At 72.1% G+C, this 24,596-nt stretch carries 20 protein-coding genes and 1 pseudogene; 13 read left to right on the top strand and 8 right to left on the bottom strand.

The genetic code is table 11. The annotated features are described in order from the left end of the window. Positions 1-17: 17 nt before the first annotated feature. From IE295_RS03860 to IE295_RS03840, 5 genes are all read right to left on the bottom strand, one after another. Positions 18-809, bottom strand: coding sequence for a thioesterase II family protein (locus tag IE295_RS03860; protein ID WP_308013128.1), 792 nt, complete (start codon positions 807-809; stop codon positions 18-20). A gap of 84 nt (positions 810-893) precedes the next feature. Then, entirely contained in the window at positions 894-1,880 is a 987-nt protein-coding gene (locus IE295_RS03855) for an LLM class flavin-dependent oxidoreductase (protein WP_190061963.1), read from the bottom strand. A 41-nt stretch (positions 1,881-1,921) separates the two neighbouring features. Further along, positions 1,922-3,487: a long-chain-fatty-acid--CoA ligase gene (locus IE295_RS03850; RefSeq protein ID WP_190061962.1), complete on the bottom strand. Its 1,566-nt coding sequence runs from the start codon at positions 3,485-3,487 to the stop codon at positions 1,922-1,924. A 125-nt stretch (positions 3,488-3,612) separates the two neighbouring features. After that, positions 3,613-9,423 (bottom strand): type I polyketide synthase, encoded by a 5,811-nt coding sequence (locus IE295_RS03845; protein WP_190061961.1) that lies wholly within the window; start codon positions 9,421-9,423, stop codon positions 3,613-3,615. A 75-nt stretch (positions 9,424-9,498) separates the two neighbouring features. Continuing rightward, positions 9,499-9,807 (bottom strand): acyl carrier protein, encoded by a 309-nt coding sequence (locus tag IE295_RS03840; protein WP_190061960.1) that lies wholly within the window; start codon positions 9,805-9,807, stop codon positions 9,499-9,501. A gap of 392 nt (positions 9,808-10,199) precedes the next feature. Between IE295_RS03840 and IE295_RS03835 the strand changes: the two genes are divergently transcribed. From IE295_RS03835 to IE295_RS03790, 10 genes are all read left to right on the top strand, one after another. Next, the gene (locus IE295_RS03835) at positions 10,200-11,870 is read left to right on the top strand and encodes an aldehyde dehydrogenase family protein (protein WP_190061959.1); all 1,671 of its coding nucleotides are present in this window, start codon (positions 10,200-10,202) and stop codon (positions 11,868-11,870) included. Positions 11,871-11,903: 33 nt separating this feature from the next. Beyond that, positions 11,904-13,043, top strand: coding sequence for an acyl-CoA dehydrogenase family protein (locus IE295_RS03830; RefSeq protein WP_190061958.1), 1,140 nt, complete (start codon positions 11,904-11,906; stop codon positions 13,041-13,043). 55 nt (positions 13,044-13,098) lie between these two features. Continuing rightward, positions 13,099-14,382: an aspartate aminotransferase family protein gene (locus IE295_RS03825; RefSeq protein ID WP_190061957.1), complete on the top strand. Its 1,284-nt coding sequence runs from the start codon at positions 13,099-13,101 to the stop codon at positions 14,380-14,382. 2 nt (positions 14,383-14,384) lie between these two features. Beyond that, a complete protein-coding gene (locus IE295_RS03820) occupies positions 14,385-14,873 on the top strand; it encodes a type II toxin-antitoxin system RatA family toxin (protein ID WP_190061956.1) in 489 nt (162 codons plus the stop codon). A 26-nt stretch (positions 14,874-14,899) separates the two neighbouring features. Continuing rightward, on the top strand, positions 14,900-15,457 hold the full coding sequence (locus IE295_RS03815) for a hypothetical protein (protein ID WP_190061955.1): 558 nt from the start codon (positions 14,900-14,902) through the stop codon (positions 15,455-15,457). After that, the gene (locus IE295_RS03810; RefSeq protein WP_190061954.1) at positions 15,454-16,014 is read left to right on the top strand and encodes a flavin reductase family protein; all 561 of its coding nucleotides are present in this window, start codon (positions 15,454-15,456) and stop codon (positions 16,012-16,014) included. The genes IE295_RS03815 and IE295_RS03810 overlap by 4 nt, the downstream gene beginning before the upstream one ends. A 37-nt stretch (positions 16,015-16,051) precedes the next feature. Further along, complete coding sequence (locus tag IE295_RS03805; protein ID WP_190061953.1) at positions 16,052-17,038, top strand: ferritin family protein; 987 nt, start codon at positions 16,052-16,054, stop codon at positions 17,036-17,038. Then, complete coding sequence (locus IE295_RS03800) at positions 17,035-18,057, top strand: beta-ketoacyl-ACP synthase III (protein ID WP_190061952.1); 1,023 nt, start codon at positions 17,035-17,037, stop codon at positions 18,055-18,057. Before IE295_RS03805 ends, IE295_RS03800 begins: the two co-directional genes overlap by 4 nt. Before the next feature lie 104 nt (positions 18,058-18,161). Then, positions 18,162-18,392, top strand: a complete 231-nt coding sequence (locus tag IE295_RS03795) for an acyl carrier protein (RefSeq protein ID WP_190062393.1) — start codon at positions 18,162-18,164, stop codon at positions 18,390-18,392. Then, positions 18,392-19,612 (top strand): beta-ketoacyl-[acyl-carrier-protein] synthase family protein, encoded by a 1,221-nt coding sequence (locus tag IE295_RS03790; protein ID WP_190061951.1) that lies wholly within the window; start codon positions 18,392-18,394, stop codon positions 19,610-19,612. Before IE295_RS03795 ends, IE295_RS03790 begins: the two co-directional genes overlap by 1 nt. A 258-nt stretch (positions 19,613-19,870) precedes the next feature. Here IE295_RS03790 and IE295_RS03785 read toward each other — a convergent pair whose 3' ends face one another. From IE295_RS03785 to IE295_RS03775, 3 genes and pseudogenes are all read right to left on the bottom strand, one after another. Continuing rightward, a complete protein-coding gene (locus IE295_RS03785) occupies positions 19,871-20,671 on the bottom strand; it encodes an AfsR/SARP family transcriptional regulator (protein ID WP_190061950.1) in 801 nt (266 codons plus the stop codon). A 292-nt stretch (positions 20,672-20,963) separates the two neighbouring features. Beyond that, positions 20,964-21,443: a hypothetical protein gene (locus tag IE295_RS03780; RefSeq protein WP_190061949.1), complete on the bottom strand. Its 480-nt coding sequence runs from the start codon at positions 21,441-21,443 to the stop codon at positions 20,964-20,966. A 263-nt stretch (positions 21,444-21,706) separates the two neighbouring features. Further along, a pseudogene (locus tag IE295_RS03775) lies at positions 21,707-21,796 on the bottom strand. A 173-nt stretch (positions 21,797-21,969) separates the two neighbouring features. On the opposite strand from IE295_RS03775, the gene IE295_RS03770 reads away from it, so the two are divergent. The 3 genes from IE295_RS03770 to IE295_RS03760 all read left to right on the top strand — a co-directional run bounded on the left by IE295_RS03770 (position 21,970) and on the right by IE295_RS03760 (position 24,559). After that, a complete protein-coding gene (locus IE295_RS03770; RefSeq protein WP_224323228.1) occupies positions 21,970-22,968 on the top strand; it encodes a bifunctional lysylphosphatidylglycerol flippase/synthetase MprF in 999 nt (332 codons plus the stop codon). A gap of 43 nt (positions 22,969-23,011) precedes the next feature. Next, positions 23,012-23,173 (top strand): hypothetical protein, encoded by a 162-nt coding sequence (locus IE295_RS03765; RefSeq protein ID WP_190061947.1) that lies wholly within the window; start codon positions 23,012-23,014, stop codon positions 23,171-23,173. Positions 23,174-23,434: 261 nt separating this feature from the next. Then, the gene (locus IE295_RS03760) at positions 23,435-24,559 is read left to right on the top strand and encodes a fatty acid desaturase family protein (RefSeq protein WP_190061946.1); all 1,125 of its coding nucleotides are present in this window, start codon (positions 23,435-23,437) and stop codon (positions 24,557-24,559) included. The last annotated feature ends 37 nt before the right edge of the window (positions 24,560-24,596 follow it).

Below are 24,596 nucleotides of genomic sequence, written 5' to 3'. Positions count from 1 at the left end.
GGCCGGCCGCCGGAGGGTCAGGCCGGGAGGGCGGTCGCGAAGCGGTTCAGGTGACCGGCGAAGTCCGCGGTGACGGACGGGGCGTGGTGGTCGATGTAGAAGTGTCCGCCCGGGTACTCCCGGTGCCCGAGGTACTCGGGGCTGCGGGCCGCCCAGAAGGACATGGCGTCCGGCCGCTCCTGCAGGGGGTCGGACTTGCCGCCGTACGTGACGAGCGGGCAGGCCACGCCCTCGCCGTCGTCGGTGAACTGGGCGGCCACGGACAGGTCCGCGCGCAGGGCGGGGACCACGAGGGCGAGCATCTCCGGGTCGTCGTAGATCTCGGCGGGGAACGAGCCCAGCTTCTTGATCCAGTCGACGAGTTCGGCCTCCGGCATGTGGACCTGCTCGGCGGTCGGCTCGTAGAAGCCGACCGGGGACCAGCCCGAGGCGCCGAGCAGGATTGGCAGGGGCTGCCCCTCCCGCTCCAGGCGCTGGGTCAGCCGGAAGGCGAGCTGCGCGCCCATGCAGTGGCCGAAGAACGCGAAGGGCCGGTCGTCGAGTTCGGCGAGCACCGCGTCGTGAAGGGCGTCGAGCAGCGGCTCCCAGTCGGTGTACGTGGGCTCGTCGCGCCGGCTGTGGCGGCCGGGGAGGGTGACGGCCTGGGCGGCCACGTCGGCCGGCAGCAGGCCGGCCCAGTCCCGGTAGATGATGGCGCCGCTGCCCGCGTGGGGCAGCAGGAACAGCCGCACTCCGGCCTCGGCCGGCGGCTCGACCGGGTGGAACCAGTGGCCCGCGGTGGACATGGACTGTCCGAGGTTCTGTGACACGTGTGCTCCTTGTCGGGTGTCGCGCGTGGTGTCTGTGGGTGACTCGCGTGGGGGGTGGCGGCGGCCCGGTGCGGGCCGGGTGGGTCAGGCCACGGCCCGCAGGGCGGGCAGCAGGACCTCGGCGATCTCCTTCAGCTGCGGCTCGGGGTCCAGCGACCCGATCCGCAGCACCAGGTGCCGGGCGCCGGCCCGCACGTAGGAGGCCAGCCATTCGGCGCAGTGCTCGGCGGTGCCCCAGCCGTAGGCCTGGATGGCCGACATCTGCTGCAGCGAACGCCCGTAGTAGTGCTCGATGTAGTGCTCGAGCTCGGCCTCCGCGGCCGCCGCGTCGCGGTTGACGGTGACGGTGGCGTAGAGGCCGGGGGTGACCGCGTCGGCCGGGCGGCCGGCCTGTCGGGTCAGCTCGGCGATCCGGGCGCGGGCGACTCCGTAGGCCTCGGCGGAGGGCAGGAAGGGCAGCCAGCCGTCGTAGCCGCGGGCCACCCGCTCCAGCACGCGCGGGGTGTCGCTGCCGGCGAGCCACAGCGGCGGGCCGCCGGGGCGGTGGGGGCGCGGCAGCCGGTCCAGCCCCTCGGCCTGCCAGTACTTTCCGGCGTAGTCGGTGGGCGCGCCGGGCCGGTCACTGCCCCAGGCGGTGCGCCACAGCCCGACGATGTCGTCCAGCCGTCCCACCCGGCCCTTGAAGGAGGCGCCGACGGAGGCGAACTCCGCCTCGGTCTCCGGCATCGGGAAGCCCGAGCCGAGCCCGAGCACCAGCCGCGAGCCGCACACGTGGTCGAGGCTGGAGATCATGTTGGCGCCGACCAGGGGGTGGCGCAGGGCGGGGGTGAGGGCGGCGGTGCCCAGGGTGACGCGGCTGGTCACGGCGCCGGCCGCAGAGAGCACGACGAGCGGGTCGAGGCGGGGGCGGGCGGTCAGGGAGTCGCCCGCCCACAGGGAGTCGAAGCCGAGTTGCTCGGCCTGCCGGGCGAAGTCCAGCAGCGGGTCGGCGGCGAAGCTGTCGGTGATGGCCTGCTCCCGGGTGGGGAGCAGGACGCCGATGCGCAGGGGCATGGTGGTGGAGTCGGCCATGTCGGTTTCCTTCTCGTTCGGGAAGATCGCGTACGGCTGCTTCAAGTCCGGGCGGCCGGGGCGGATTCCCGCTCGGCCAGCAGCTGTTCGCGGACATCGCGGCGCAGGATCTTGCCGGCGGGATTGCGCGGCAGCGCGCTCACGAAGTGGTACACGTTGGGAATCTTGTAGTCGGCCAGCCGTCCGCGCAGGAACAGCATCAGGTCGCGGGGCGTGGCCGCGGCGTCCGGCCGCAGCACGACGCAGGCGTGCGCCTCGTCGCCCCAGTAGCGGTCAGGCAGCCCCACCACGGCGGCCTCCGCCACCGCCGGGTGGTCGCTGAGCTCCTTCTCGACCTCTGCGGGATAGATGTTCTGGCCGCCCACGATGATGGTGTCGTTGATGCGGTCGCACAGGAACAGGTAGCCGTCGGCGTCGAGGTACGCGGCGTCGCCCATCAGCAGCCACTCGCCGTCCAGCGTCTTCGCGGTCGCCTCGGGCAGGTTCCAGTAGCCCAGCATGCGGGCGGGGGTGCGGACGCACACCTGCCCGATCTCGCCGGGCGGCAGCTCCCGGCCGTCGGCGTCGACGATCTTCAGTTCGTTGCCGGGGCACACCTTGCCGACCGAGCGCAGCAGGGAGCTGCCGGGCTGGTGGGCCTCGGGCGGCAGGCACACGGCGACGCTGCCCGTTTCCGTGCTCGCGTAGATCTGGGCGAACTCGCAGGTGAGGATGTCGAGGCAGCGTCGCAGCAGCCCCTCGGAGATCGGTGCCGCGCCGTAGGCGACCTTGCGCAGCGAGGCGAACGTCCCGGGGCCGACGCCGCGTTCGTCCAGCATCATCTGGAGCATGGCCGGGGCGACGAAGGTGGTGGTCACCCGGTGTTCGGCGATCAGCCGGACGGCCTCGGCGGGGGTGAACATCTCCATGACCACGTTGGTGGCCCCGGCGTTGAAGTTGTGCATGAACCAGCCGATGCCCGCGATGCCGAAGCCGGGCAGGGAGATCAGGGCGACGTCGTCGGGGAGCCAGTCGATCCAGTCGGTCCCGGCTCGGCGCATGGCGTCGGGGAGGGTGAAGAAGCTGCGGTGCGCCAGCACGGCGCCCTTGGGCAGGCCGGTGGTCCCGCTGGTGTAGACCTGCACCACCGCGTCGTCGGGTCCGGTGCCCGGGTCCAAGTCGTCGTCGGAGTGTCCCGCGTACCAGGCCCGCAGCGAGTCGGGGCCGGCGAGCGGGACCCGGGCGACCTCGGGCAGTCCGGTCAGCGCCCGGTCGGCGCACTCGCCGAACCGCTCGTCCTCGAAGATCAGCTCGGCGTTGGAGTCCCGCAGGATGTGGGCCACCTCGCTCCATGTGAGCCGCCAGTTCACCGGCACCAGGACCGCGCCGATCTTCGCGCAGGCCAGGATGGCGAGGTAGTAGTGCTCCGACTCGCGGCCGAAGTAGGCCACCCGCGCCCCGTGGCCGATGCCGGCCGCGCGCAGGGCGCGCGCCGCGCTGTTGCTGGCCCGGTGCAGCTCGCCGTAGGTGGTCGTACGGCCCTCGCAGACGATTGCCGGGTGGTCGGCGCGCTCGGCCGCGTGCCGTGCCGACGATCTGGTCAGCGTCCACCGGCTGTTTTCGTTCACGGAATCCGCCTCGTGTGGTCGGGGTCCGGGCCACGCTCGTGGTCCGGACCTGTCATTGGGGAGGGTGCTGTGGATTGCGCCTCCCGGAAGGGCGCGGTGGCGCGCCCTTCCGGGAGGGAACGTGGTCAGGCGACCGGGTCGGGCACCAGCAGGCCGTCGAGGTGCTCGGTGAGCTGCCGGACGCTGGGGTGGTCGAAGGTGAGCGAGGCCGGCAGGGTCAGACCGAAGGTCTTCTCCAGCGCGGACTTCACCGTCTGCGCCATCAGCGAGTCCAGCCCCAGGGAGACGAACTCGGCGGTGGGCTCGAGCTCGTCGGCCCCGTCGAGGTGCAGGACGGCCGCGACCTCCGAGGCGACCACCGAGCCGATCACGGCCCGGCGCTCGGACTTGGGGCGGGCGAGCAGCTCGCCCAGGTCCAGCCCGCCGGAGCCGGCCGCCGCGTCCCGGCGGGCGAGCCGGGAGTACAGGGCGTCCGCGACGGGCGTGTTGGCGACGTAGGTGTCCCAGTCGAACTCGCCGACCACCCGCTGGGTGACGGGCCGGCCCAGCAGGCCGGCCAGGGTGCGCAGCGCGCGGGCGGGCGAGAAGAAGCGGATGCCGCTGCGCTCGATCTCCTGGCTGAGGTGGTCCTCCAGCCGCGCGGACATGCCGACCCGGGCCCAGGCGCCCCAGTTGACCGAGAGGCCCGGCAGGCCCTGTCGGCCCCGCCAGTCGGCCAGGGCGTCGAGGTAGGCGCTCGCCGCGGCGTAGTGCCCCTGGGTGGCGCCGCCCAGGACGGCGGCGATGGAGGAGTAGGACACGAAGAACTCGAGCTCGGGGAAGTGCCGCCCGGCCTCGTGCAGCAGCCAGCCGCCGTACACCTTGGCGGTCAGCTGCTCCTCCATGGCCGCCCAGTCCAGCTCCGCGATCAGCGCCTTGCCGATCTCGCCGGCGGCGTGCACGATGCCGCCGACCGGGGCCGGGCAGGCCAGGAGTTCGGCGGTCATCCGCCGGACGTCCTCGGCGCGGCCCACGTCGACCCGGATGACCTTGATCTCGGCGCGCTCGCCGAGGGCGGCCAGCAGGCTCGCGGCCTCGTCGGTGGGCCGGGCCCGCCGGCTGAGCAGGGCGACGTGCCGGGCGCCGAGGTCCACCAGCTTCTGGGCGGTGACCAGGCCGAGTCCGCCGAAGCCGCCGGTGACGACGTAGGTGCGGTCCGGCCTGATGGTCAGCCGGGGCGGGGTCTGCGCACCGCTGTCGGTCCACGCGGGGTCGGCCGTCTCGGCCGCCACGCTCACCAGGGCGGTGGCCGAGGCGGGTCCCTCGTTCACGGCGCGCAGCGCCTCGTCGAGCTCGTCGGGGCCGTACATCTCCTCGGCCGTGGGGATCTCCGTGACGCGCCGGGCGTCCGCGGAGGGCACGGTCACCGTGGAGCGCAGGACGCCGTCGCCGTGGACGAGCACGCGGTCGCCCGGGGCGTACGCGGCCGACTCGCCGGCCGCCACGACGGTGCCGTAGCCGGAGGTGCCCAGGACGGGCGCGGCGGCGCCGTCCCGCGCGAGCCCGCCCTCGCGGGCGATCCGGGCGTCGTCGGGGGTGAGGGTGACCGCGTCGACGCGGACCTGGATCTCGTCGCCTTCGGGCGCCCGGTCCTGCGCCGGCACCGGCATGAGGTCCGCCAGGTCACCGCTGTCGGGAGCCCGGAACTCGAAGCCGCCGGTGTGGGGCACGGTGGTGTCCCCGGCCAGCAGCCGGCGGACGTGGCGGCGGCCGCCGCGGTAGGCCACCTGGTACTCGTCGCCGGTCTGCGCCCGCCACTCGTCGAGCAGGGACGCGAAGGGGAACAGGTCGCCCTCGGTGGGCAGGTCGAGCAGGGTGGCGCGGTACTGCGGGTATTCGGTGAGCAGGACCCGGCCGAAGCCCCACAGCGTCGCGGCGCCGAGCTGCTCGCCGGTGCCGGGGAGGTCGCCGGGCAGGCCCTGGGCCCGCTCCGTGACGAGCCACAGCCGCGGGGGGCGCCGCAGCCCGGCGCCGTCGATGACGGCCACCGCCTTGAGCAGGTGCCGGTAGTTGCGCTCGCACTCGGCCCGCAGCCGGTCGGCCGACATGGGCGTCTGCTCCGGACTCCAGAACCAGCAGACGTCGGTGACCGAGGAGTCGTCGAGCGCTCCGGCCAGGGCGTCGGGGGCCATGACGAACGACAGCCGGATGTCGTGCCGCGCGGCCTGCCGTTCGAGCTGCGCCAGCCGCCCGGGGTCCGCCTGCAGCGCCAGTACGTGCCGGGGGCCCGAGGGCGTACGGGCGGGGGCGGACTGCCGCACCCAGCGCAGGCGGTGCAGGAACTGCCGGTCGCGGCCCTCGCCGTCGGGCCTGGCCAGTTCGACGCCGAGCAGTTCGGCGACCGGCGCGTCGCCCTCCAGCAGCAGGACGTCGGCGATCCGCCGCCGGCCCTCCGCGGGGGTGACGACCTTGGCCAGGACCCGCAGCCGGGTGCCGCGCGGCTTCTTGAAGAGGCGGACGCTCGCGGCCGCCCGGAGGTCGAACACCGGGCCCTCGGCGTCGAGTGCGACGGTGGCGTGCAGGGCGCTCTCCAGCAGCTCGCCCGGCAGCTGTTCGACGGCGGTGGCGTCCCGGCCGGTGAGCTCGCCGGTGACCAGGCCGCCGGGGTGGACCGCCACCCGGGTCAGCAGCCGCAGCCCCTCCCCCGCCTCGCGGCCGACCGCGTCGAGGTCGGTGTAGACGTCCTCGGCCGGGGTGGTCTCGACGGCCTCCCCCGCCTCGTCCAGGGCGTGCCGCAGGGCGCTCTCGCCGCCGTCGGCGGCGGGCCCGTCGGTGAGCACGGCCGTCACGTGCCGGCGCTCGCGGCCCTCGTGGACGCTGACCACCTCGGCCTCGGCGCGGCCGTCCTCGGCCGTCCGCAGCCGGGTGACCAGGCGGACGACGCCCTCGTCGGGCAGCGGCAGCGGCTCGTGCACCCGCAGCTCGCGCAGGGTGCCGCGGGTGTGCCCGTGGACCGCGTCCTGCAGGGCCAGCAGCAGGTCGACGTGGGCGGCCGCCGGCAGCACGGACTCGCCCGCGGCGCGGTAGCGGCCGAGCGCGCCCAGGTCCTCGCGCGCGAACTCGGCGGTGAACTCCCGCTGTCCCTCCGGGCGCCCCTCGCCGGCCGGGTTCTCCGTACCCAGCAGCACGTGGCGGGCGGGCCCGCCGGGGACCGGGCCGCGTCGCTTCCTGCCCACGGGGAGCCAGTAGCGCTTGCGCTGGAAGGCGTACGTGGGCAGGTCCAGGCGGGGCAGGGTGCGGCCGGCGTGGACGCCGGACCAGGAGACCGTGAGCCCGGCGGTGTAGAACTCGGCGAGCGAGCGCAGGATCGTGTCGGCGCCCGGCTCGCGGCGGCGCAGGCTGGCCAGCCACAGGTGCTCGTCGGCCTCCAGGCAGCGCCGGCCCAGCGCGGTCAGCGCGGTCGACGGGCCGATCTCCACGAAGACGTGCCGGCCCCGCTTGGCGACCGTCTTGATGCCCTCCATGAACAGCACCGGCTCGCCGATGTGGCGCACCCAGTACTCGGGGGTGCCGATCTCCGCCAGGCGGGCCACCTTGCCGGTGACGTTGGAGACCAGGGTCAGGGAGGGCTGGTGGAAGGTGATGCCCGCGACGGCCTGCCGGAAGTCGTCGAAGACCTCGGCCATCAGCGGGGAGTGGAAGGCGTGCGAGACGTCGAGGAGGTCCACGCGCGTGCCGTCCTCCCGCAGCCGGGCGACGACCTCCTCCAGCGCCGCGGTGGCGCCGGAGATCACGCACTGGTCGGGGGCGTTGACGGCCGCGAGGGCCAGATCGGGGTGGCCGGCGAGCAGGGGGGTCACCTGCGCGGCGGGGGCGCTCACGGCGGCCATGCCGCCGGCGGCGGTCACCGACTGCATCAGCCGGCCGCGCGCGGCGACCAGGGTGACCGCGTCGGGGAGCGTGAACAGGCCGGCCACCGTGGCGGCGACGACCTCGCCGATGCTGTGCCCGATCAGGACGTTGGGCCGTACGCCCCACGACATCCACAGGCGGGCCAGCGCGTACTCCACGGTGAACAGCGCGGGCTGGGTGTACCGCGTCCGATGGATCAGGTCCGGGTCGCCGGCCGTGCCCAGGAGGAGGTCGCGCACCGAGACCTCCAGGTGCGGCGCGAAGAGCTCCTCGCACGCGTCGACGGCGTCCCGGAAGACCTCGTGCCGCTCGTAGAGGGCGGCGCCCATGCCCAGGTACTGCGAGCCCTGGCCGCCGAACATGAAGGCTATCTTCCGGATGCCGGACGGGCCGGGCAGGTCCTCCCGCGCCCGCGCCGCGTCCAGCAGCTTCGCCAGGTCCGCGTGGTCGCCCACGGGGCCGGCGACGCGGTGGGAGAAGTGGGCGCGGGCCACGTTGGCCGTGTGGCACAGCCGGTCCAGGTCGAGGTCCGGCCGCTCGTCCAGGAGTCGCCGGTAGTGCTCGAGCTGTCCGCGCAGGGCGCCGGCGCTCTTGGCGGAGACGGTGAACATCCGGACGCCGTCGCCCTCCGCGGCGGGCGCCGGCGCCGGGGCGGGGGCGGGGGGCTGCTCGAGCACCACGGCGCCGATGGTTCCAGCGAAGCCGAAGCTGTTGACCACGGCCCGCCGCACGGGCGCCTTCCAGGGCTCGCACGCGGTGGGGATCCGCACGGGGTAGACGTCCCACGGGATGCGGCCGGAGGGGGTGGTGAGGTTGAGGTGGGGGTAGATCGTGGCGGAGCGTATCTGCAGCACGGCCTTGATCACCCCGACCAGGCCGGACGCCGGCTCCATGTGGCCCAGGTTGGTCTTCACCGAGCCGACCAGCAGCGGGTCGTCCTTGGTGTGCGAGCGGGCGAAGACGTTGTTGATGCCGCCCAGTTCGATGGGGTCGCCGAGCGGGGTGCCGGTGCCGTGCGCCTCGACGTACTGGATGTCCCCGGGCTCGAGCCGGGCCGCGGCCAGGGCGTTGCGGATGACGATCTCCTGGGCGGCGCCGTTGGGCACGGTCAGCCCGACGCTGTCGCCGTCCTGGCCGACGGCGGTGCCCCGGATCACGGCCAGGACGTTGTCGCCGTCCCGCGCGGCGTCCGAGAGCCTCTTGAGCACCAGGACTCCGCAGCCCTCGGCCCGGGCGTAGCCGTCGGCGGCCTCGTCGAAGGTCTTGCACTGCCCGTCGGGGGCGAGCATGTTCGCGTGGCTGAACATCACCGGGATGCGCGGGCTGTGCAGCACGTTGATCCCGCCGCACAGGGCGATGTCGGTCTCCCCGCCGCGCAGCCCCTGCACGGCCGCGTGCAGGGCCACCAGCGACGACGAGCAGGCGGTGTCCACGCTCATGCTGGGGCCGCGCCAGCCCAGGAAGTACGACAGCCGCCCGGACAGCGGGAACATCGTGATGCCCGACGCCAGGTGGCCGTCCAGCTCCTCGTACGGCAGGGCGTCGATCTCGAGCGCGTAGTCGATGGAGCTGGCCCCGATGTACACGCCTCCGTTGCCGCGGCGCAGCGGGGTGGGGTCGATGTTGGCGTGCTCGAGCGCCTGCCAGGCGGTCTCCATCAGCAGGCGCTGCTGGGGGTCCAGGTACTGCGCCTCCTTGGGCGAGATGTTGAAGAACGCGGCGTCGAAGAGGTCGACGCGGTCCAGGAATCCGCCACCGGTGGTGCGGATCTTCCCCTTCTCCTGGGGGTCGTTGACGTCCTTGGGGGTGAACGCCTCGGCGTCCCAGCGGTCCTGCGGCAGGGGGCCGATTCCGGACCGGCCCTCGCGCAGGAAGGCGTCGAACTCGTCGAGGGATTCACTGCCTCCGGGGAAGCGCAGCCCGACGCCGACGATGGCGATGGGCTCGTTCCTGTCCGGGAGCGCCTGGCCGGCGCTGCCCTGGTCCCGGTCCGCCGCGGGGTCGGTGTGCGGCTGCTGGTCGTTCTCTGAGGACTGGCGCGGCATGTCCGCTTCTCCTTGTGTCCCTTGGTGGTGGGGGCGGCTGCGTCGGCCCGGCGGGGGCGGACCGGGAAGGGTGGGCTACCGGGCCTGCTGCCCGGCGGTGAGCAGGCCGGTCAGGTGCGCGACCAACTGCTCGATGGTGGGGCTGTTGAACAGCACGGTGGTGTCGATCTCGAGGGCGAGTCGCTCCTCGAGGCTGCGTCTGACGTTCATCAGGCGCAGTGAGGTGAGTCCGAGTTCGAAGAAGTTGCTGTCGAGGGCGAGATCCTCGTCGCCCATGAGCAGGGCGTGCTTGAACTCCGCCACGACGAGCGCCTCGACGGCCTCGCCGATCTCGGTGACGGGCAGGTCGGTCAGCGGGGAAAGGGTGTCGGTGGACTGTGTCATCGAAAGATCCCTCAGGGCGTGTGGTGGAAGGACGTGGACGGTGCGGGCGACGACCGTGAAGGGTGTGGCGTTCGCCTCGGGAAACGGAAAGCCGGCGGCCGCCGGACACGGTCCTTCGCCGAGGGCGGTCACACGCTGCCCGTAACGGCTGACCGCACGCTGACAAGCCACTGATCGGTGCCGGAAGCCGACCGAAATCAGTCGGATGTCAGTGACGGGTCAGGCGGACTTGTCACGATCGCATCGCTTCGGACGGAAACCGCTCACCCGGTGAACAGGCGAAGACCGCAAAGCCATGCGACGGATTCCGAAGATTTTTTCGTTCCATGCACACGCACACACGCATCGGACGGGCGACGGGACCGACTGGACCGAATCGGAAAGGCCTGAGAATGCTTCTCGATGAATTGGCGGGGACGGCCTCGTCCACGAACACCGCCGCTGCCGCCAAGGACGCCGAAGGCGAACGCGACAGTACATTCCGCAGTTATCCGCTCTACATCGGCGGCAAGGACGTCGAGGGCGACGACTGGGTGTACACCGTCAGCGGCCGGTCGCTGCTGGAGGACGTGTTCACCAGCGTCAGCCTCAAGCGGGCCCTGGAGAAGGACCCCGACTCCGAGGCCGCCGGTCACCCGTACGTGGTGGGCCGCTGCGCCATCGCCGGCGACGCCGCCATCGACCTGGCGTCCGAGGCCGCGGCCGCGGCGGCACCGGGCTGGGCGGCCGTGCCCCTGGACATCCGGATGAGCCTGGGCACCCGCTTCCGCGAGGAACTGCTGCGCCGCGAGGACGAGTTCCTGGAGATGCTGGTGGCCGAGGCCCACCCGGTGAAGCTCGCCCGCTGGGAGCTCAGCTGCCTGCTGCAGATATACAGCGAGGAGAGCCTGGGCTGGTACCGGCAGCAGATGCACACCGAGTTCCGGCACGGCGGCCGGCGGCTGATCGTGCGCCGCCAGCCCGACGGCGTCGTCGGCTTCAACCCCCCGCAGAACGCGCCGCTGCCGAGCGCCGCCCTGGCCGTGCTGGCCCTGATGGCCGGCAACGCCGTCGTCGTCCGCGCCCCGCGCAGCATCGCGCTGAGCACCATGTGGCTGCTGCGCGACGTGGTGGCCCCGCTGCTCGACGAGCTCGGCGCGCCCGCCGGCACCCTCAACGCGGTGTGCGGCAACCCCAAGCAGACCCTGGACCGCTGGGTCACCAGCCCCCTGATCGACGACATCTTCTACATCGGCGGCAGCGAGCAGGGACTGCGCTTCGAGCAGGCCTGCGTCGCCAACGGCAAGAAGCCCATCCTGGAGCTCGCGGGCAACGACGGCATCGTCGTGTGGTCCGACGCCGACGTGAAGAAGACGGCCGAGGCCATCACCGAGGCCTTCTACGGCTCGGGCCAGATCTGCATGGTCCCCAACTACGTGCTGGCCCACCCGGACGTGGCCGAGGCGCTCATCGCCGAGGTCAAGGAGCAGGTCAAGACCGTCCGCCCGGGCTACCCGGAGGACGAGGACGTGCTGCTGTCGCCGGTGCGGCGCAGCGAGCGGTTCTTCGCCCTGCTCGAGCAGGCCGTGGACAACGGCGGGGAGATCGTCACCGGCGGCCGGCGCACCGAGCTCGACGGCACCCCGTCCGAGACGGGCGTCTTCCTCGAGCCCACGGTGGTGCGGGTCGACGGGATGGAAGGCGCGCGCTCGTACGACATGGTCCGCCAGGAGACCTTCTTCCCGCTGATCCCGGTCATCGTGGCCGAGCCGGGCTCCGACGAGGAGCTGCTGGAGCGGTTCCTGCACTTCGTCAACAGCAACGAGTACGGGCTGCGCAACTCCCTGTGGACCGCCTCGGACGAGGTCATCGACACGTTCGTGGCGCGGGTGGTCAACGGCGGCCTGCTGAAGGTCAACGACTCGCACATCGGCTTCCTGCCGTACCTGCCGAGCCACGGCGGCACCGGTCTGACCGGCGGCGCCTTCGGCGAGGCGAACTATCCCATCCTCAAGACCTCGCATGTGCAGGGCGTCAGCATCGCCCGGGACGTCAGTCCGCGCGAGGCCGTGTTCGGTTCCTGAACCCGTCAGCCCTGCGAAGACCGGAGACAACTCGTGCGTTCCCTCGATGAAGCTCGCGCCGTCTGCGAGCGCCACCACCCCGGCCTGATCAAGGCCCTGCTGGAGATCCCCTACGCGGAGCGGGAGCGGCCCGGCGGCCCCGGGATCGACCTGTTCCGCGAGCACGGCGGCGTGGGCCTGCTGGTCCCCGCCGAGTACGGCGGCCTCGGCGCCGACCCCCTGGAGGCCGTGCTGGTGCAGCGCGCGCTCGGCGCGGTGTCCCCCTCGCTGGCCGCCGCCGTGACCATGCACCACTTCACCTCGGCCATGCTCTACGCGCTGGCCGCCGACAAGGGCCGGCTCAACGCCGCCCAGCTGGACCTGCTGCACCGCGTGGTGCCGGAGCAGCTGCTGATGGCATCCGGCTGGGCCGAGGGCCGCACCCAGCAGAACATCCTCGCGCCGTCGGTGACCGCGCGTCCGGTGGAGGGCGGCTATGTGCTCTCGGGCGCCAAGAAGCCGTGCAGCCTGGCGACGTCCATGGACCTGCTCACCGCGAGCATCTCGGTCCCCGGCGCCGACGGCGAGCCCGAGCTGGCGCTGGCCCTGGTGCCCTCCACCTCGGCCGGGCTGTCCGTGCACCCCTTCTGGGGCAACGAGCTGCTGGCCGCTGCGGAGAGCGAGGAGGTGCGCCTGGAGGAGGTCTTCGTCCCCGAGGACCTGATCGTGCGCACCTCCGCCGAGGACCCGGACCGGCTGGACGACCTGCAGACCGCCGGGTTCATCTGGTTCGAGATGCTGATCTCGGCCGGCTACGCCGGTGCCGCCGCCGCCCTCGTCGAGCTGGTGCTCGAGCGCGAGCGGGGCGCGGCGTCCGAGCGGGCCGCGCTCGCCATCACCTGCGAGTCGTCCTTCGCCCTGCTCGAGGGCGCGGCCCGGGCCGTGCGCGACGGGCTGTCCGGCGAGGCCGCCGTCTCCGGTGTCCTGGTCGCGCGGTACGCCCTGCAGGACGCCCTCAGCCGGACCACCGACCAGGCCCTGGAGCTGCTGGGCGGCATGGACTTCATCCGCTCCTCCGACCACGCCCGGCAGGCCGCCTCGGTCCGCCCGCTCGCCTTCCACCCCCCGGGCCGGGGCGCGGCGGCCGAACCGCTGCTGCGGTACTTCGGCGGCGAACCGCTCGAGCTGGCCTGATCCGGCGTCATCCCTCACCCGCGCGACCAGCGCGTTCCCCTGGAGTGAAACACCCATGACCGTGATGCAGCACGCCCGGATCGACACCGAGGAGCAGATCCTCGGCCTCTACCGGGCGCACCTCAGCAAGGGCCGGGCCACCCTGGCCGAACTGTTCGGCAGCCACATGGAGGTCGAGTCCTCCGGCAGCTGGCTGACGACCAGCGACGGCGAGCGCTTCCTCAACACCGGCGGATACGGCGTCTTCACCATGGGTGCCCGCCACCCCATCGTCATGGACCACGTGCTGCGCCAGCTGACCACCCACCCCACCGCCACCCGCATCCTGCTGGAGCCGACCGCGGCCCGCGCCGCGGAGGCCCTGGTGTCGGTGATGCCGCCCGGCCTGGACCGGGTGCACTTCGCCCTCTCGGGCGCCGAGGCGGTCGAGACCGGCCTGAAGCTGGCGCGGGCGGGCGGCCGCAAGCGGACCGTCTCCATGTACGGCGGCTACCACGGCAAGACGCTGGGCGCCCTGTCGGCCACCGCGAAGGAGGTCTACCAGAAGCCCTTCCGCCCGCTGGTCCCCGACTTCCTGCACCTTCCCTTCGGCGACATCGACGCGCTGCGGGCCGAGCTCGCCGCCCACCCGGGCGAGGTGTGCGTCATCCTCGAGCCGGTGCAGGGCGAGGGCGGCGTGATCATCCCGCCCAAGGGCTACCTCAAGCAGGTGGAGGAGGCGGTCCGCGAGTACGACGGCTTCCTCATCCTCGACGAGATCCAGACCGGCTTCGGCCGGCTGGGCGAGTGGTGGGGCGCCGACATCGAGGGCGTGGTGCCGGACGTGCTGCTGGCGGGCAAGGCGCTCGGCGGCGGCGTGCTCCCCGTCTCGGCGGCGGTCGCCACCCGCAAGGCCTTCCGGCCCTTCGACAAGGACCCCTACGTCCACACGGCCACCTTCTCCGGCCAGCCGCTGCTGATGGCCGCCGTGCAGGGCGCCATCCAGGCGGTCCGCGAGGAGAACCTGATCCCCCGGGGCCGGGACCTCGGCGAGCGGCTGCTGCCGAGGATCGCCAAGATCGCCCACAACAACATTCCCGACCTGGTCGTGGACGTCCGCGGCCAGGGCCTGCTCATCGGCGTGGAGCTCGTCGAGGCCGGACTGGCCGGCGAGCTGCTGATCGAGCTGTTCAACCACGGCGTGGTCGCCAACCACTCCATGAACGGCAGCTCGGTGGTGCGGTTCACCCCGCCCGCCATCCTCACCGAGACCGATGTGCAATTCCTGCTCAATGCGTTCGACAAGGCCACCCGCGACCTCGTGCGGCACTCGGCCAAGATGCCGGAAGGCGGTAACTGATCATGCGACACGTGGAACTGGAAGCCCGGGTGCCCTCCCAGCGGGCCGAGGCGGTCTTCGACGAGATCATGAAGTGGGAGCGGTTCCCGGAGCTGGCGCCGCACGTGCGGGCCACCACCGTGCACGCCACCCTCCCCGAGAAGGACTGCAGTTCCAGCTGGGAACTGCACTTCCGCAGCGGGCTGCTGAGCTGGACCGAGGAGGACCACTTCCTGCGGGACGAGCTGGAGATCCGCTTCGAGCAGAGCGACGGCGACTTCGACAGCTTCACCGGCGTCTGGGACCTGTCCCAGGACGGCGACGACGTCACGCTGCACTTCACGGCTGACTTCGACTTCGGCATCCCCAGCCTCGAGGGCATCCTCGACCCCATCGCCGAGCGGGTCATCAAGGAGACCGTCGCGTGGTCGGTGGCGGGGCTGTTCCCCGGCACCGAATTCACCGGGGCGGACGACATGGACATCGCCCGACCCGGCGACGTCGCGGCCTGACCACCCTTCTTCGCCGAGGAGCCGTCGTGGACCAGGCAAATCCCTTTGAAACACCGAAGACATATCAACTGCACCGCGCGGAATACCTCGTCGGTTTCGTCGTGGCGACCGGTCTTCTCATCGCGCACTACGACGAGATCCGCTGGCTTCCCGCGATCGGGTTGTTCCTCTACATCGATCTGATCGGCTACATCCCGGGGGCCATTGCCTTCAAACGCAGTGGCGGCCGGCCGATCGCCAAGACGTATTACGTGCTCTACAACGTGATGCACAGCCTCATCACCCAGGCCGCGGTCGCGGCGCTGTGGTGCTGGCTGATCGGGCCGGAATGGGCGCTGATGGTGCTGCCCTTCCACCTCTTCGGCGACCGGGCCCTGTTCGGGAACTTCATGAAGTCCTTCGCGCTGCCCTTCGAGCCCGTGCGCCAGAGCGGCTATCTGCGGCTGCTGGACGACCTGGGCCTGCCGCACCCCAAGCCGGTCGGCCACGCGGGCGAACCGGTGCCGGTCGGGCACGTCCCCGCCGTGAAGGCGCCCGCCGCCGGGGCCGCCACGGCCCGTCCCCGGCAGGAGGCGGCCCGGTGACCGTCACCGCCGCGGCCCGCTCCCAGTCCGGCCCCCGGGCCGGCGGGGCGGGCCCGCGGACCCGCGGCCGCGACCGCCGGGCACTGACCCACCTGGCCTCGCCGGTCTCGGTGCTCACCGTCAGCCACCGCGGACGGCCGCACGGCACGACGGTCAGCACCGTCACGGCGGTGTCCCGGGAGCCCCTCCTGCTGGGCGCCTGCCTGCGGGCCGGCTCGTCCTTCGCCGAACTGGCGGCGGCCGAGGGCCGCTTCACCGTCAACGTGCTGGACGCCTCGCAGGAGCGGATCGCCCGCTGGTTCGCCGACAGCGCCCGGCCCGACGGCGACCCCCAGTTCGCGGGCCTGTCCCAGGGCACCGACCCCTACACGGGCGCGCCGCTGCTCCACGGCGCGCTGGCGCACTACACCTGCCGGGTCTTCGGCACCCCGCGCGTGGGCGACCACGACGTGCTGCTCGGCCAGGTGACCCACACCGTCGTCAACGACGGCGACCCCCTGCTCAGTTACGCCGGCGGACTGTTCGCCGGCCCGCTCCGCCCGGCCTCCGCGGCCTGACGCGGCGATCCCCACCGGAAAGGAAAGGGAGTGCACGATGACTGATTCCGTGGCACCGGAGGCGGACTGGGACAAGGCTCCCGGGCTGCTCGACGGCGCGAAGGAGCTCACGCTCGGTCCCGAGGAGTGCGACCTCGCGTACTGGATCACCGAGGTGGCCCAGGGCACGCTGCGGGAGCGCGGGGTGACCGGGCACCACGAGAAGGCGATCGTTCCGGAATTCCTCAAGGAGCCCGGCCCGCTGCGCGACGCGCTCATCCTGGAGTTCGGCTTCCGGGGGCTGTCCGAGGAGATCGCCACCCGGCTGCTGGGCCACTACGTGCCCATCGCCCCCGGCATCCCCGAGATGGAGTTCTACGCCACCCAGATGATCGACGAGGCGCGGCACGCCCGCGTCTTCCGCAACCACCTGGTGGAGCTCGGCATGCCGGCGAAGTCCCTGCTGCGGGACATCGACGAGATGGCGGCCGACTACCGGCAGCGGGTCCTCCAGCCCGTGGAGGACTTCACCCTGGACATCGTCCGGGACCAGCGCGACTTCCTGGGCGGCGTGGCGGTCTTCGCCATCGTCATCGAGGGGGTGCTGGCGCCGGCGGCGGAGCTCAGCGAGCGCAAGTGGACCCCGCTGTCCCCGGCCACGGGGGAGATCTCCCGGGGCACGGCCATCGACGAGATCCGGCACCTGACCGTCGCCAGCACCATCCTGCGCGACCACCTGGTCGAGCGCCCCGAGTACCGCCCGAGGCTGCTGGAGATCCTGCGGGCCGGGGTCGAGCTGTGGGACGCGGTCCCGGACCGGGAGTTCGTCATCCACCGCGAGGAGCTGTTCCAGAAGGGCATGCTCGACCACGCCGACAAGATCGGCGACTACGAGCTGTGGCCCGGCGTGCGCATGCTGGACACCACCCCGGAGCAGCGCTACGACATGGCCGAGCGGTGGACCGACGAGATGGCCGAGGCCCGCATGGCCTACATGGGGCTGCCCGTGGAGGCCCTCGCCTCCCCCGCCGGGGACGCGCGATGAGCTCGCCCTCGGGCCCGTCCGCCGGGCGCGTCGCGGTCGTCTGCGGGGTCGGCGGGTACGTACCGCCCGGCATCGTCACCAACGAGGACCTGACGGCCCGGCTGGACACCTCGGACGAGTGGATCCGCACCCGTACGGGCATCGCGGCCCGGCACGTCGTCGACCCGGGGACGGCGACCTCGGACCTGGCCGTGGAGGCCGGGCGGCGGGCGCTGAAGTCCGCCGGCGAGTCGCAGGCCGACGCGGTGGTGCTGGCCACCACCACGCCGGACCAGCCGTGCCCCGCCACCGCTCCCCACGTGGCGGCCCAGCTGGGGCTGACGGGGGCGGCCGCGTTCGACGTCTCGGCCGTGTGCAGCGGCTTCCTCTACGGGCTGGCCGCGGCCTCGGGCCTGATCGCCTCCGGCACCGCCGAGCGGGTGCTGCTCATCGCGGCCGACGCGTTCACCACCATCATCGACCCCGAGGAGCGCACCACGGCCGTGATCTTCGCGGACGGCGCGGGGGCCGTGGTGCTGCGGGCCGGGACGGCGGACGAGCCCGGGGCGGTCGGCCGGATCGTCCTGGGCAGCGACGGCGAGCACCACGACCTCATCGAGGTCCCGGCGGGCGGCTCCCGGCAGCGTTCGAGCGGCATCCCGCCCGAGCCTGGCGAGGAGTACTTCCGGATGCGCGGCCGGGACACCTACCGGATGGCGGTCGAGCACATGACCACCGTCTCCCAGCAGGCGGTCGAGAGCGCCGGCTGGCGGATGGAGGACGTCGACCGGCTCGCGGCCCACCAGGCCAACGCGCGCATCCTCACGGCGGTCGGCGACCGGCTGGGCATCCCGGACGAGCGGCGGCTGTCCAACATCGAGCGGGTCGGCAACACCGGCGCCGCCTCCATCCCCCTGCTGCTGGCCCAGGCCGCGGAGGAGGGACGGCTGACGGCCGGCCAGCGGGTGCTGCTCACCGCGTTCGGCGGCGGGCTCGCCTGGGGCTCGACGGCCCTGGTGTGGCCCGACGTGGCCGCCTGACGGGGCCCTCGCGCCCCGGTCACTTCTTCACCGCACCACTTCTTCACCGCACCACTTCTTCATCTCTCACCATTCATTTCGGGAAAGGGAACACCATGTCCACGATGCTCGACCAGCTGAAGGAAATACTCGTCAGCAAGCTGAAGGTGACCGCCGAGCAGGTCGTCCCCGAGGCCACCCACGAGGAGCTCGAACTGGACTCGCTGGCCGTGGTCGAGCTCTCGCTCGTGCTGGAGCAGGAGCTGGGGATCAAGATCAGCGACGACGAGCTGCTCGAAGCCCCCACCATCGGCGACATGGTCGCCCTGATGGACGAGCGGAGTGCCAAGGTCTGATGGCCGGGATCGATGTCGCTGTCACCGGACTCGGTCTGGTCACCCCTGGCGGCATAGGGGTGGGACCGAGCTGGGCGGCGGTGTGCGGCGGGCGTTCGCCCGCCGCCGTCGACCCCGCCCTCGAGGAGAACCCCGTACGGATCTCGTGCCGGGTTCCCGACTTCCGGCCCGATGAACTGCTCGGTGCGCGCCGCGCGCACCGCCTCGACCGCTTCGTGCAGTTCGCCCTGGTGGCGGCCCGGGAGGCCATCGCCGACGCCGGGCTCGACCCCAAGACCTGGGACGGCGCCCGGGTCGGGGTGGTGCTCGGCTGCGCCGACGGCGGCCCCGGCACGGTGGAGGAGCAGCACCACGTGCTGCGGCACAGCGGGGCCACCCGCGTGTCCCCGCTCCTGCTGCCCATGCAACTGCCCAACATGCTGGCCGGCCAGACGGCCATGGAGTTCGGGGCCACCGGCCCCAACCTCGTGGTCGCCACGGCCTGCGCCTCGGGCGCCACCGCCATCGGCACGGCCCGGGACCTGCTGACGCTGGATCGCTGCGACGTCGTCCTGGCGGGCGGCAGCGAGGCGATGATCACCCCGTTGGTGATGGCCGGCTTCGCGCAGATGGGGGCACTCTCCAAGCGCGAGGACGACCCGGCCCTCGCCTCCCGTCCCTTCGACGCCGACCGCGACGGCTTCGTCGCGGGCGAGGGGGCGGGGGTCCTCGTCCTGGAGCGCGTCGCGGACGCCCGGGCCCGCGGCGCCCGGGTCCGCGGCCGGATCGTCGGATACGGCGCTTCGGCCGACGCCCATCACATGACGAGCCCGCATCCGGAGGGTACGGGCGTCGAGGACGCCCTGCGCTCGGCCCTGGCCGACGCGGGCGCCGGGACGGGGGACGTCGGGCACGTCAACGCCCATGGCACCTCCACGCCTCTGAACGATCTCGCCGAGGCGCGGGTGCTCAAGCGGGTGCTCACCTCCGACCCGCTGGTGACGTCCACGAAGGGGGTGACGGGGCATCTGCTGGGCGCGGCCGGTGCGGTGGAGGCCGCGTTCTCCGTGCTCGCCATGGAGCAGAGCCTGGTGCCGCCCACCGCCAACCTGGGCACGCTCGACTCCCGGATGGAGATCAAGGTCGCCGACGCCCCGACGGTTCTGCGCACCGATCTCACGCTGAGCAACTCCTGTGGATTCGGAGGGCAGAACGTCGTCCTGGCCATCGCGGCGGCCTGACGCCCGCAGCAGAGCACGCACCACGCCGCCCGTTCCCCGGCCCCCGCCGCGGGAGCGGGCGGCGCGGCGTACGTGCACCCGGAAGCCGGCCCGGTCCGGCACAGCACGACACGTGGAGGCGGACGCGGACGCGGCGGTCCGGCCGGCGCGGCACGCACGATGCGGGGGCGCCTCCTGGGAGGCGCCCCCGCATGGGCATGCGTACGGTTGGGGTCGGTGTGCCGCCGGAGTCCTGCGCACCGCACGGCGGCGGGCCCGTCAGACCGCCTCGAGCAGGGCGGACCGGGCGTCTGCGGTGGTGCTCAGCGCCGGGTGGTGCGAGAGGATCGCGTGCTCCACGCGGCGCAGCGCCGGGGAGGGCTCGACGCCCAGTTCCTCGGAGAGGCGGTGCCACATCCGGCGGTAGGTGTCCAGGGCGTCGGCCTGGCGCCCGGAGCGGTAGAGCGCGATCATCAACTGCTCGCAGAAGTACTCCCGCAGGGGGTTCCCGGCGTGCACCTCACGCAGTTCGGCGAGGATGGCGGCGTGGTGGCCGGCCTTGAGCTCGGCGTCGAAGAACAGCTCCAGGGCCCGCATGCGGTACTCCTCGTACCGCGCGGCGGCCGTCTGGCAGACCGGTCCGCCCGTGTGTCCGCCGAAGACCGGTCCGCGCCACATCGCCAGCGCGGTGCGCGTCAGCGCCGCGGCCTCGTCCCGCCCGGTCCCGTTGCCCGCCTCGGCACGTCTGACCAGGGAGATGAACTCGGCCGCGTCGAGCTCCCCCTCCTCGAGGGAGAGCCGGTAGCCGGAGGGGTGGATGCTCAGGCGCGAGGCCGGCCGTTCGCTCTCGAGGCTCTTCAGGCGCCTGCGCAGCCTGCTGACGTGCGCCTGGAGGGCGTTGGCCTCGTTCTCCGGGACCGACTCCCCCCACATCTCGTTGATCAGGGTGTCCCCCGCGATGGCCTGTCCCTCGCTGACGAGTAACGCCTGCACCAGCGTGCGCTGCAGACCTCCTGGGATCTCCGCCGGACCGCTTGGGGTGCGGATCTCCAACGCTCCGAGTATCGAGAAGCTCAGCACGACTGTCTCCCTTGCCGCTCTGTGCAGTGGATGAGGATGTGGCGCTCGTTCCGGACGGTTCGCCCTTGGACGGCCCGTGGCACGTGGCGCGTCGGCCGGGCCCGAGCGGATGCGTTCGCCGCCCGGGAGGCGACCGTGCATGACTGTCCGATGCGCACGACGCACTCGGCCCTTCCTCTCCTGGCAGGACCCTTGAAGAAATATTACTTCACGACGGTATTTTTTCCCATCCCACCGCACCGGCGTGTCGAAGCATCGTCGAAGCCGGGGTTCTTGATGAAGAAGCCGCAGGTCAGCCGAGGTTGGCGACGAACTGCCGCAGAGCGCGGACGTGTCCGGGGAGGTGGTCATGGGTGCGTACGGTGATCACGTCCACCCACTTGAGCTCGCCGGCGAAGACCTCACGGCCCCCGCGGTCGACCAGCCGGACCGCCACGTCGGACAGCGCCATGTCCCAGGGCATCCGGCCGACCAGCTCGAGGAGTTGCGCGGCACCGTGCCGGACCGTCGCCACCCGCTCGGCATGCGTCGAGGAGGCGATCGCCGCGGCGATCGCCTCCCGGGACATGCAGGCGTCGTTGTCGACGCGGGCCCGCTCACCGGCCATCAGCGCGCGGGCGGCGCGCGCGAGCATGCCGTCGGTGAGCGCGATGTGCACGAGGAGCCAGTCGGCCGTCGTGCGGTCGGCCTCCGCGATCCCCCTCGCCGCCGTGAAGGCCTCGACGGCGGCCAGCAGTTCCTCATAGGCGCGGGCGAGATCTCTGGTATCCACGGGGACTCCGGTGCGACGGAAACAGGCGGACGTCATCTGGCGTGACCGCCGCGGCGCGACGGCCACAAAAAGGTCTCGGTGGGCCGTATCTCCGCAATACGACCCACCGAGACGTTACGCCCGCCGCCGGCCCGGGGGAAAGCCTGGCGAAGGGCAGACGCAAGGGGTCCCCGGGCGGCACCGTCTCCCGACCGAAAAGACCCCGGCACGACGAATTCCTTTCACACACCCCCTGCGGAAATTTCTTCCATTTGAATATCCGGCGGAGAGGGCAGGATTCGAACCTGCGTGGGCCGATGACCCGGCCGAAGCTGCTGCTCCGGCCCCCGATAAGCCACTCCGGGCACCTCTCCTCGCTCCCGGCCCGGCCTCCCGGCGCCGTTCACAGGAACTACATTGACATCCCCCTCTGATATCCGGCTGACGCACTGCTGACATGCATTCAATCCGCCATAATCCCTTCCGATTCACGCCCGGAACGTGCTCTACTCTCCCCATCGCAATTCTTCGAGAAGGGGACATCGACGTGTCCGCAATTGTCGACGCGGACAGCCCGATTCTGCGGGCCGTCCGTACTCACACCCAGGCGGAGAACGCCAGCTCGTTCCTCGCACTGAACACCGGCAACAGCGTATTCACGGCGCCGGGTTCCGACGGCGTGATCGTCTACCGCCGGACGGGCCGGTACGCGGTACAACTCGGCGGGCCCTTCGCCGCCCCGGACGCGTACGACACCCTGCTCGACCGCTACCTCGAGCACGTCCGGGAACAGGGGCTGCGGCCGGTCGGCGTGCAACTGCAGCGCCACGACGCCGAGCGTTATGCCGGCCGCGGGTTCACCGTGAACCAGATCGGCGCGTCCTGGGCGGTGAGCCTGCCCGAATTCACCCTGCGCGGCAGCCGCTTCATGCAGCTGCGCAACAAGATCTCGCGGGCGTTCCGCAACGGCCTGCGCGTCGAGGAGGTGCCGGCCGAGAACTGCCGCGAGGCCCTCGCCGCGATCGACGACGCCTGGCTGGGCTCGAAGGGGGAGCAGGCCCGCCCCCTGGAGTTCCTGGTCGGGCAGGTGGGCGGCGACGCCCAGCGGCACCGGCGGCTGTTCGTGGGCACGATCGACGACGCCCCGGTCGCCTACATCTCCTACTCCCCCGTCTTCGGCTCCCGGGCCGGCTGGATGCACGACCTCAGCCGGCGCGTCCCGAGCGGCTCCCCCGGGCTGATGGAGGCCATCAACTCCTTCGCCATCGAGCGGTTCCGGGAGGAGGGGGTGCAGTGGCTGCACTTCGGCTTCACGCCCTTCACCGGCCTCGACGAGGGCAACGAACTTCCCGGTCACAGCCCGTCCTTCCAGTGGCTGATGCACTTCCTGTGGGAGCACGGCGAGGGGCTCTACCCGGCCCAGACCCAGCTGGCCTACAAGCACAAGTGGGCTCCCGACGCGACGCTCCCCGAGTACGTCGCCTTCGACGGCGGGGCGTCCCTCGCGGCCTTCGCCCACATCTTCCGCGCCTGCAACGCGTTCTGACCCACCGACCCGGCTCCGACCGGCCCGCAAGGAGGAGGCAGTCATGATCCAGGAGAGCAGCACCGACGTCCTGAGGCAGTCGATGGTGGACTACCTGATGCGCATCATCGGGCTTCCCGACGACGAGGCGCTCGCCCACGAGGCGGACGACGTCGTACGGGCCCTGGACGCCCGGCTCGAGGCCGAGCGGCACGCCGTGGCCTGACCGCATCCGCCGCCGCGGTGGGCCCGCGTGGAAAGCCGGCGCCGAAAGCCGGCACGAAAACCCGCGCGCAGACCGGCGCGGAAAGCCGCCGCGAGCGCGATCTCGCGAAAAAGACCGCAACCCACTCTCGCGTCGTCGGTCAGCCGATCATCAGCGCCGTATCAGCACGGCGCGGAAAGCTTCGCCGCAACTGTCCTGCCCGGAAATGGTTGCGGTGCCGCCGTTCCAGACCGGGCGCTTCGTCCAAGGGGAGCACACCCAATGCAATCTCCGCACGTCGATCAAACGAAACCCGGGAACGTCACGGCGCTCGACGGGCGCCGTGAAACCCCGGCCGCGGCCAAGGAGCCGCGCACCGGAGCCTCGGCCACATTCTCCGAGCTGTTGAAGAGGGTGAAGGCCGAAGGGCTGCTGAATCTCGATCCGCGTTATTACGCTTGGCGACTGACGCTGAACACCACCCTGCTGCTCGTCGGCCTCGGCGCCTTCTTCTGGATAGGCGACTCCTGGTGGCAGCTGCCGGTGGCGCTGTGGATGGGCCTGTGCGGCGGCCAGAGCGCCTTCATGTGGCACGACGCCGGCCACAAGGCCATGTTCCGCAACAAGAAGGCCGCGTCGGCGGTGGGATACTTCCACGCCAACTTTGTCAACGGCGTCAGCTACGGCTGGTGGGTCAACCACCACAACCGGCACCACAGCAACCCCAACCACCTGGACTTCGACCCCGACATCGGCCGGCGCACGGCCATCTTCGACATCAAGCAGTACGCCACCCGCCGGGGCACCCAGCGGTTCGTGGTGCGCTACCAGAGCGTCCTCTTCTTCGTCCTGCTGGTCCTCGAATCCTTCAAGATGCACAAGACCGCGGTGAAGTCGATCGCGCAGGGCCAGACCAAGAACCCGGTGCTGGAGTCCGCGCTGCTCCTGCTCCGCGTCGTCATCTACCTGACGGCCGTCTTCACCCTGCTCTCGCCCGTGCTGGCCGTGGCGTTCATCCTGGTCCAGCAGGCCGCCCTCGGCGTCTACTTCGGCCTGATCTTCGCCCCCAACCACAAGGGCATGGCGGTCCGGGACGGCGAGGAGGAGACCCTGGACTGGCTGGAGCGCCAGGTGCTCACCTCGCGCAACATCCGCCCCTCCTGGTTCATCGACTTCCTCTACGGCGGCCTCAACTACCAGGTGGAGCACCACCTGTTCCCCGCCATGCCGCAGAAGAACCTGGCCAGGGCCCGTGAACTCACCCGCGAGTACTGCGCCGAGCGCGGCGTCCCGTACCACGAGGTGGGCTTCTGGGCCTCCTACCGCGAGGTCGCCTCGTACCTCCACGAGGTCAGCGCGCCCATCCGCCGGGGCGAAGTGGACCGCGACGGCCGTCTGGCGGCCTGATGCCGGGCGGCCGGCCACCGGGCCGGCCGCCTTTCCT

Origin of the sequence: Streptomyces griseocarneus, from assembly GCF_014655595.1 — a bacterium.
Taxonomy (GTDB): domain Bacteria; phylum Actinomycetota; class Actinomycetes; order Streptomycetales; family Streptomycetaceae; genus Streptomyces; species Streptomyces griseocarneus.
Note: the sequence above shows the minus strand (reverse complement) of the source record. Positions and strands in the feature narration are given on the sequence as shown.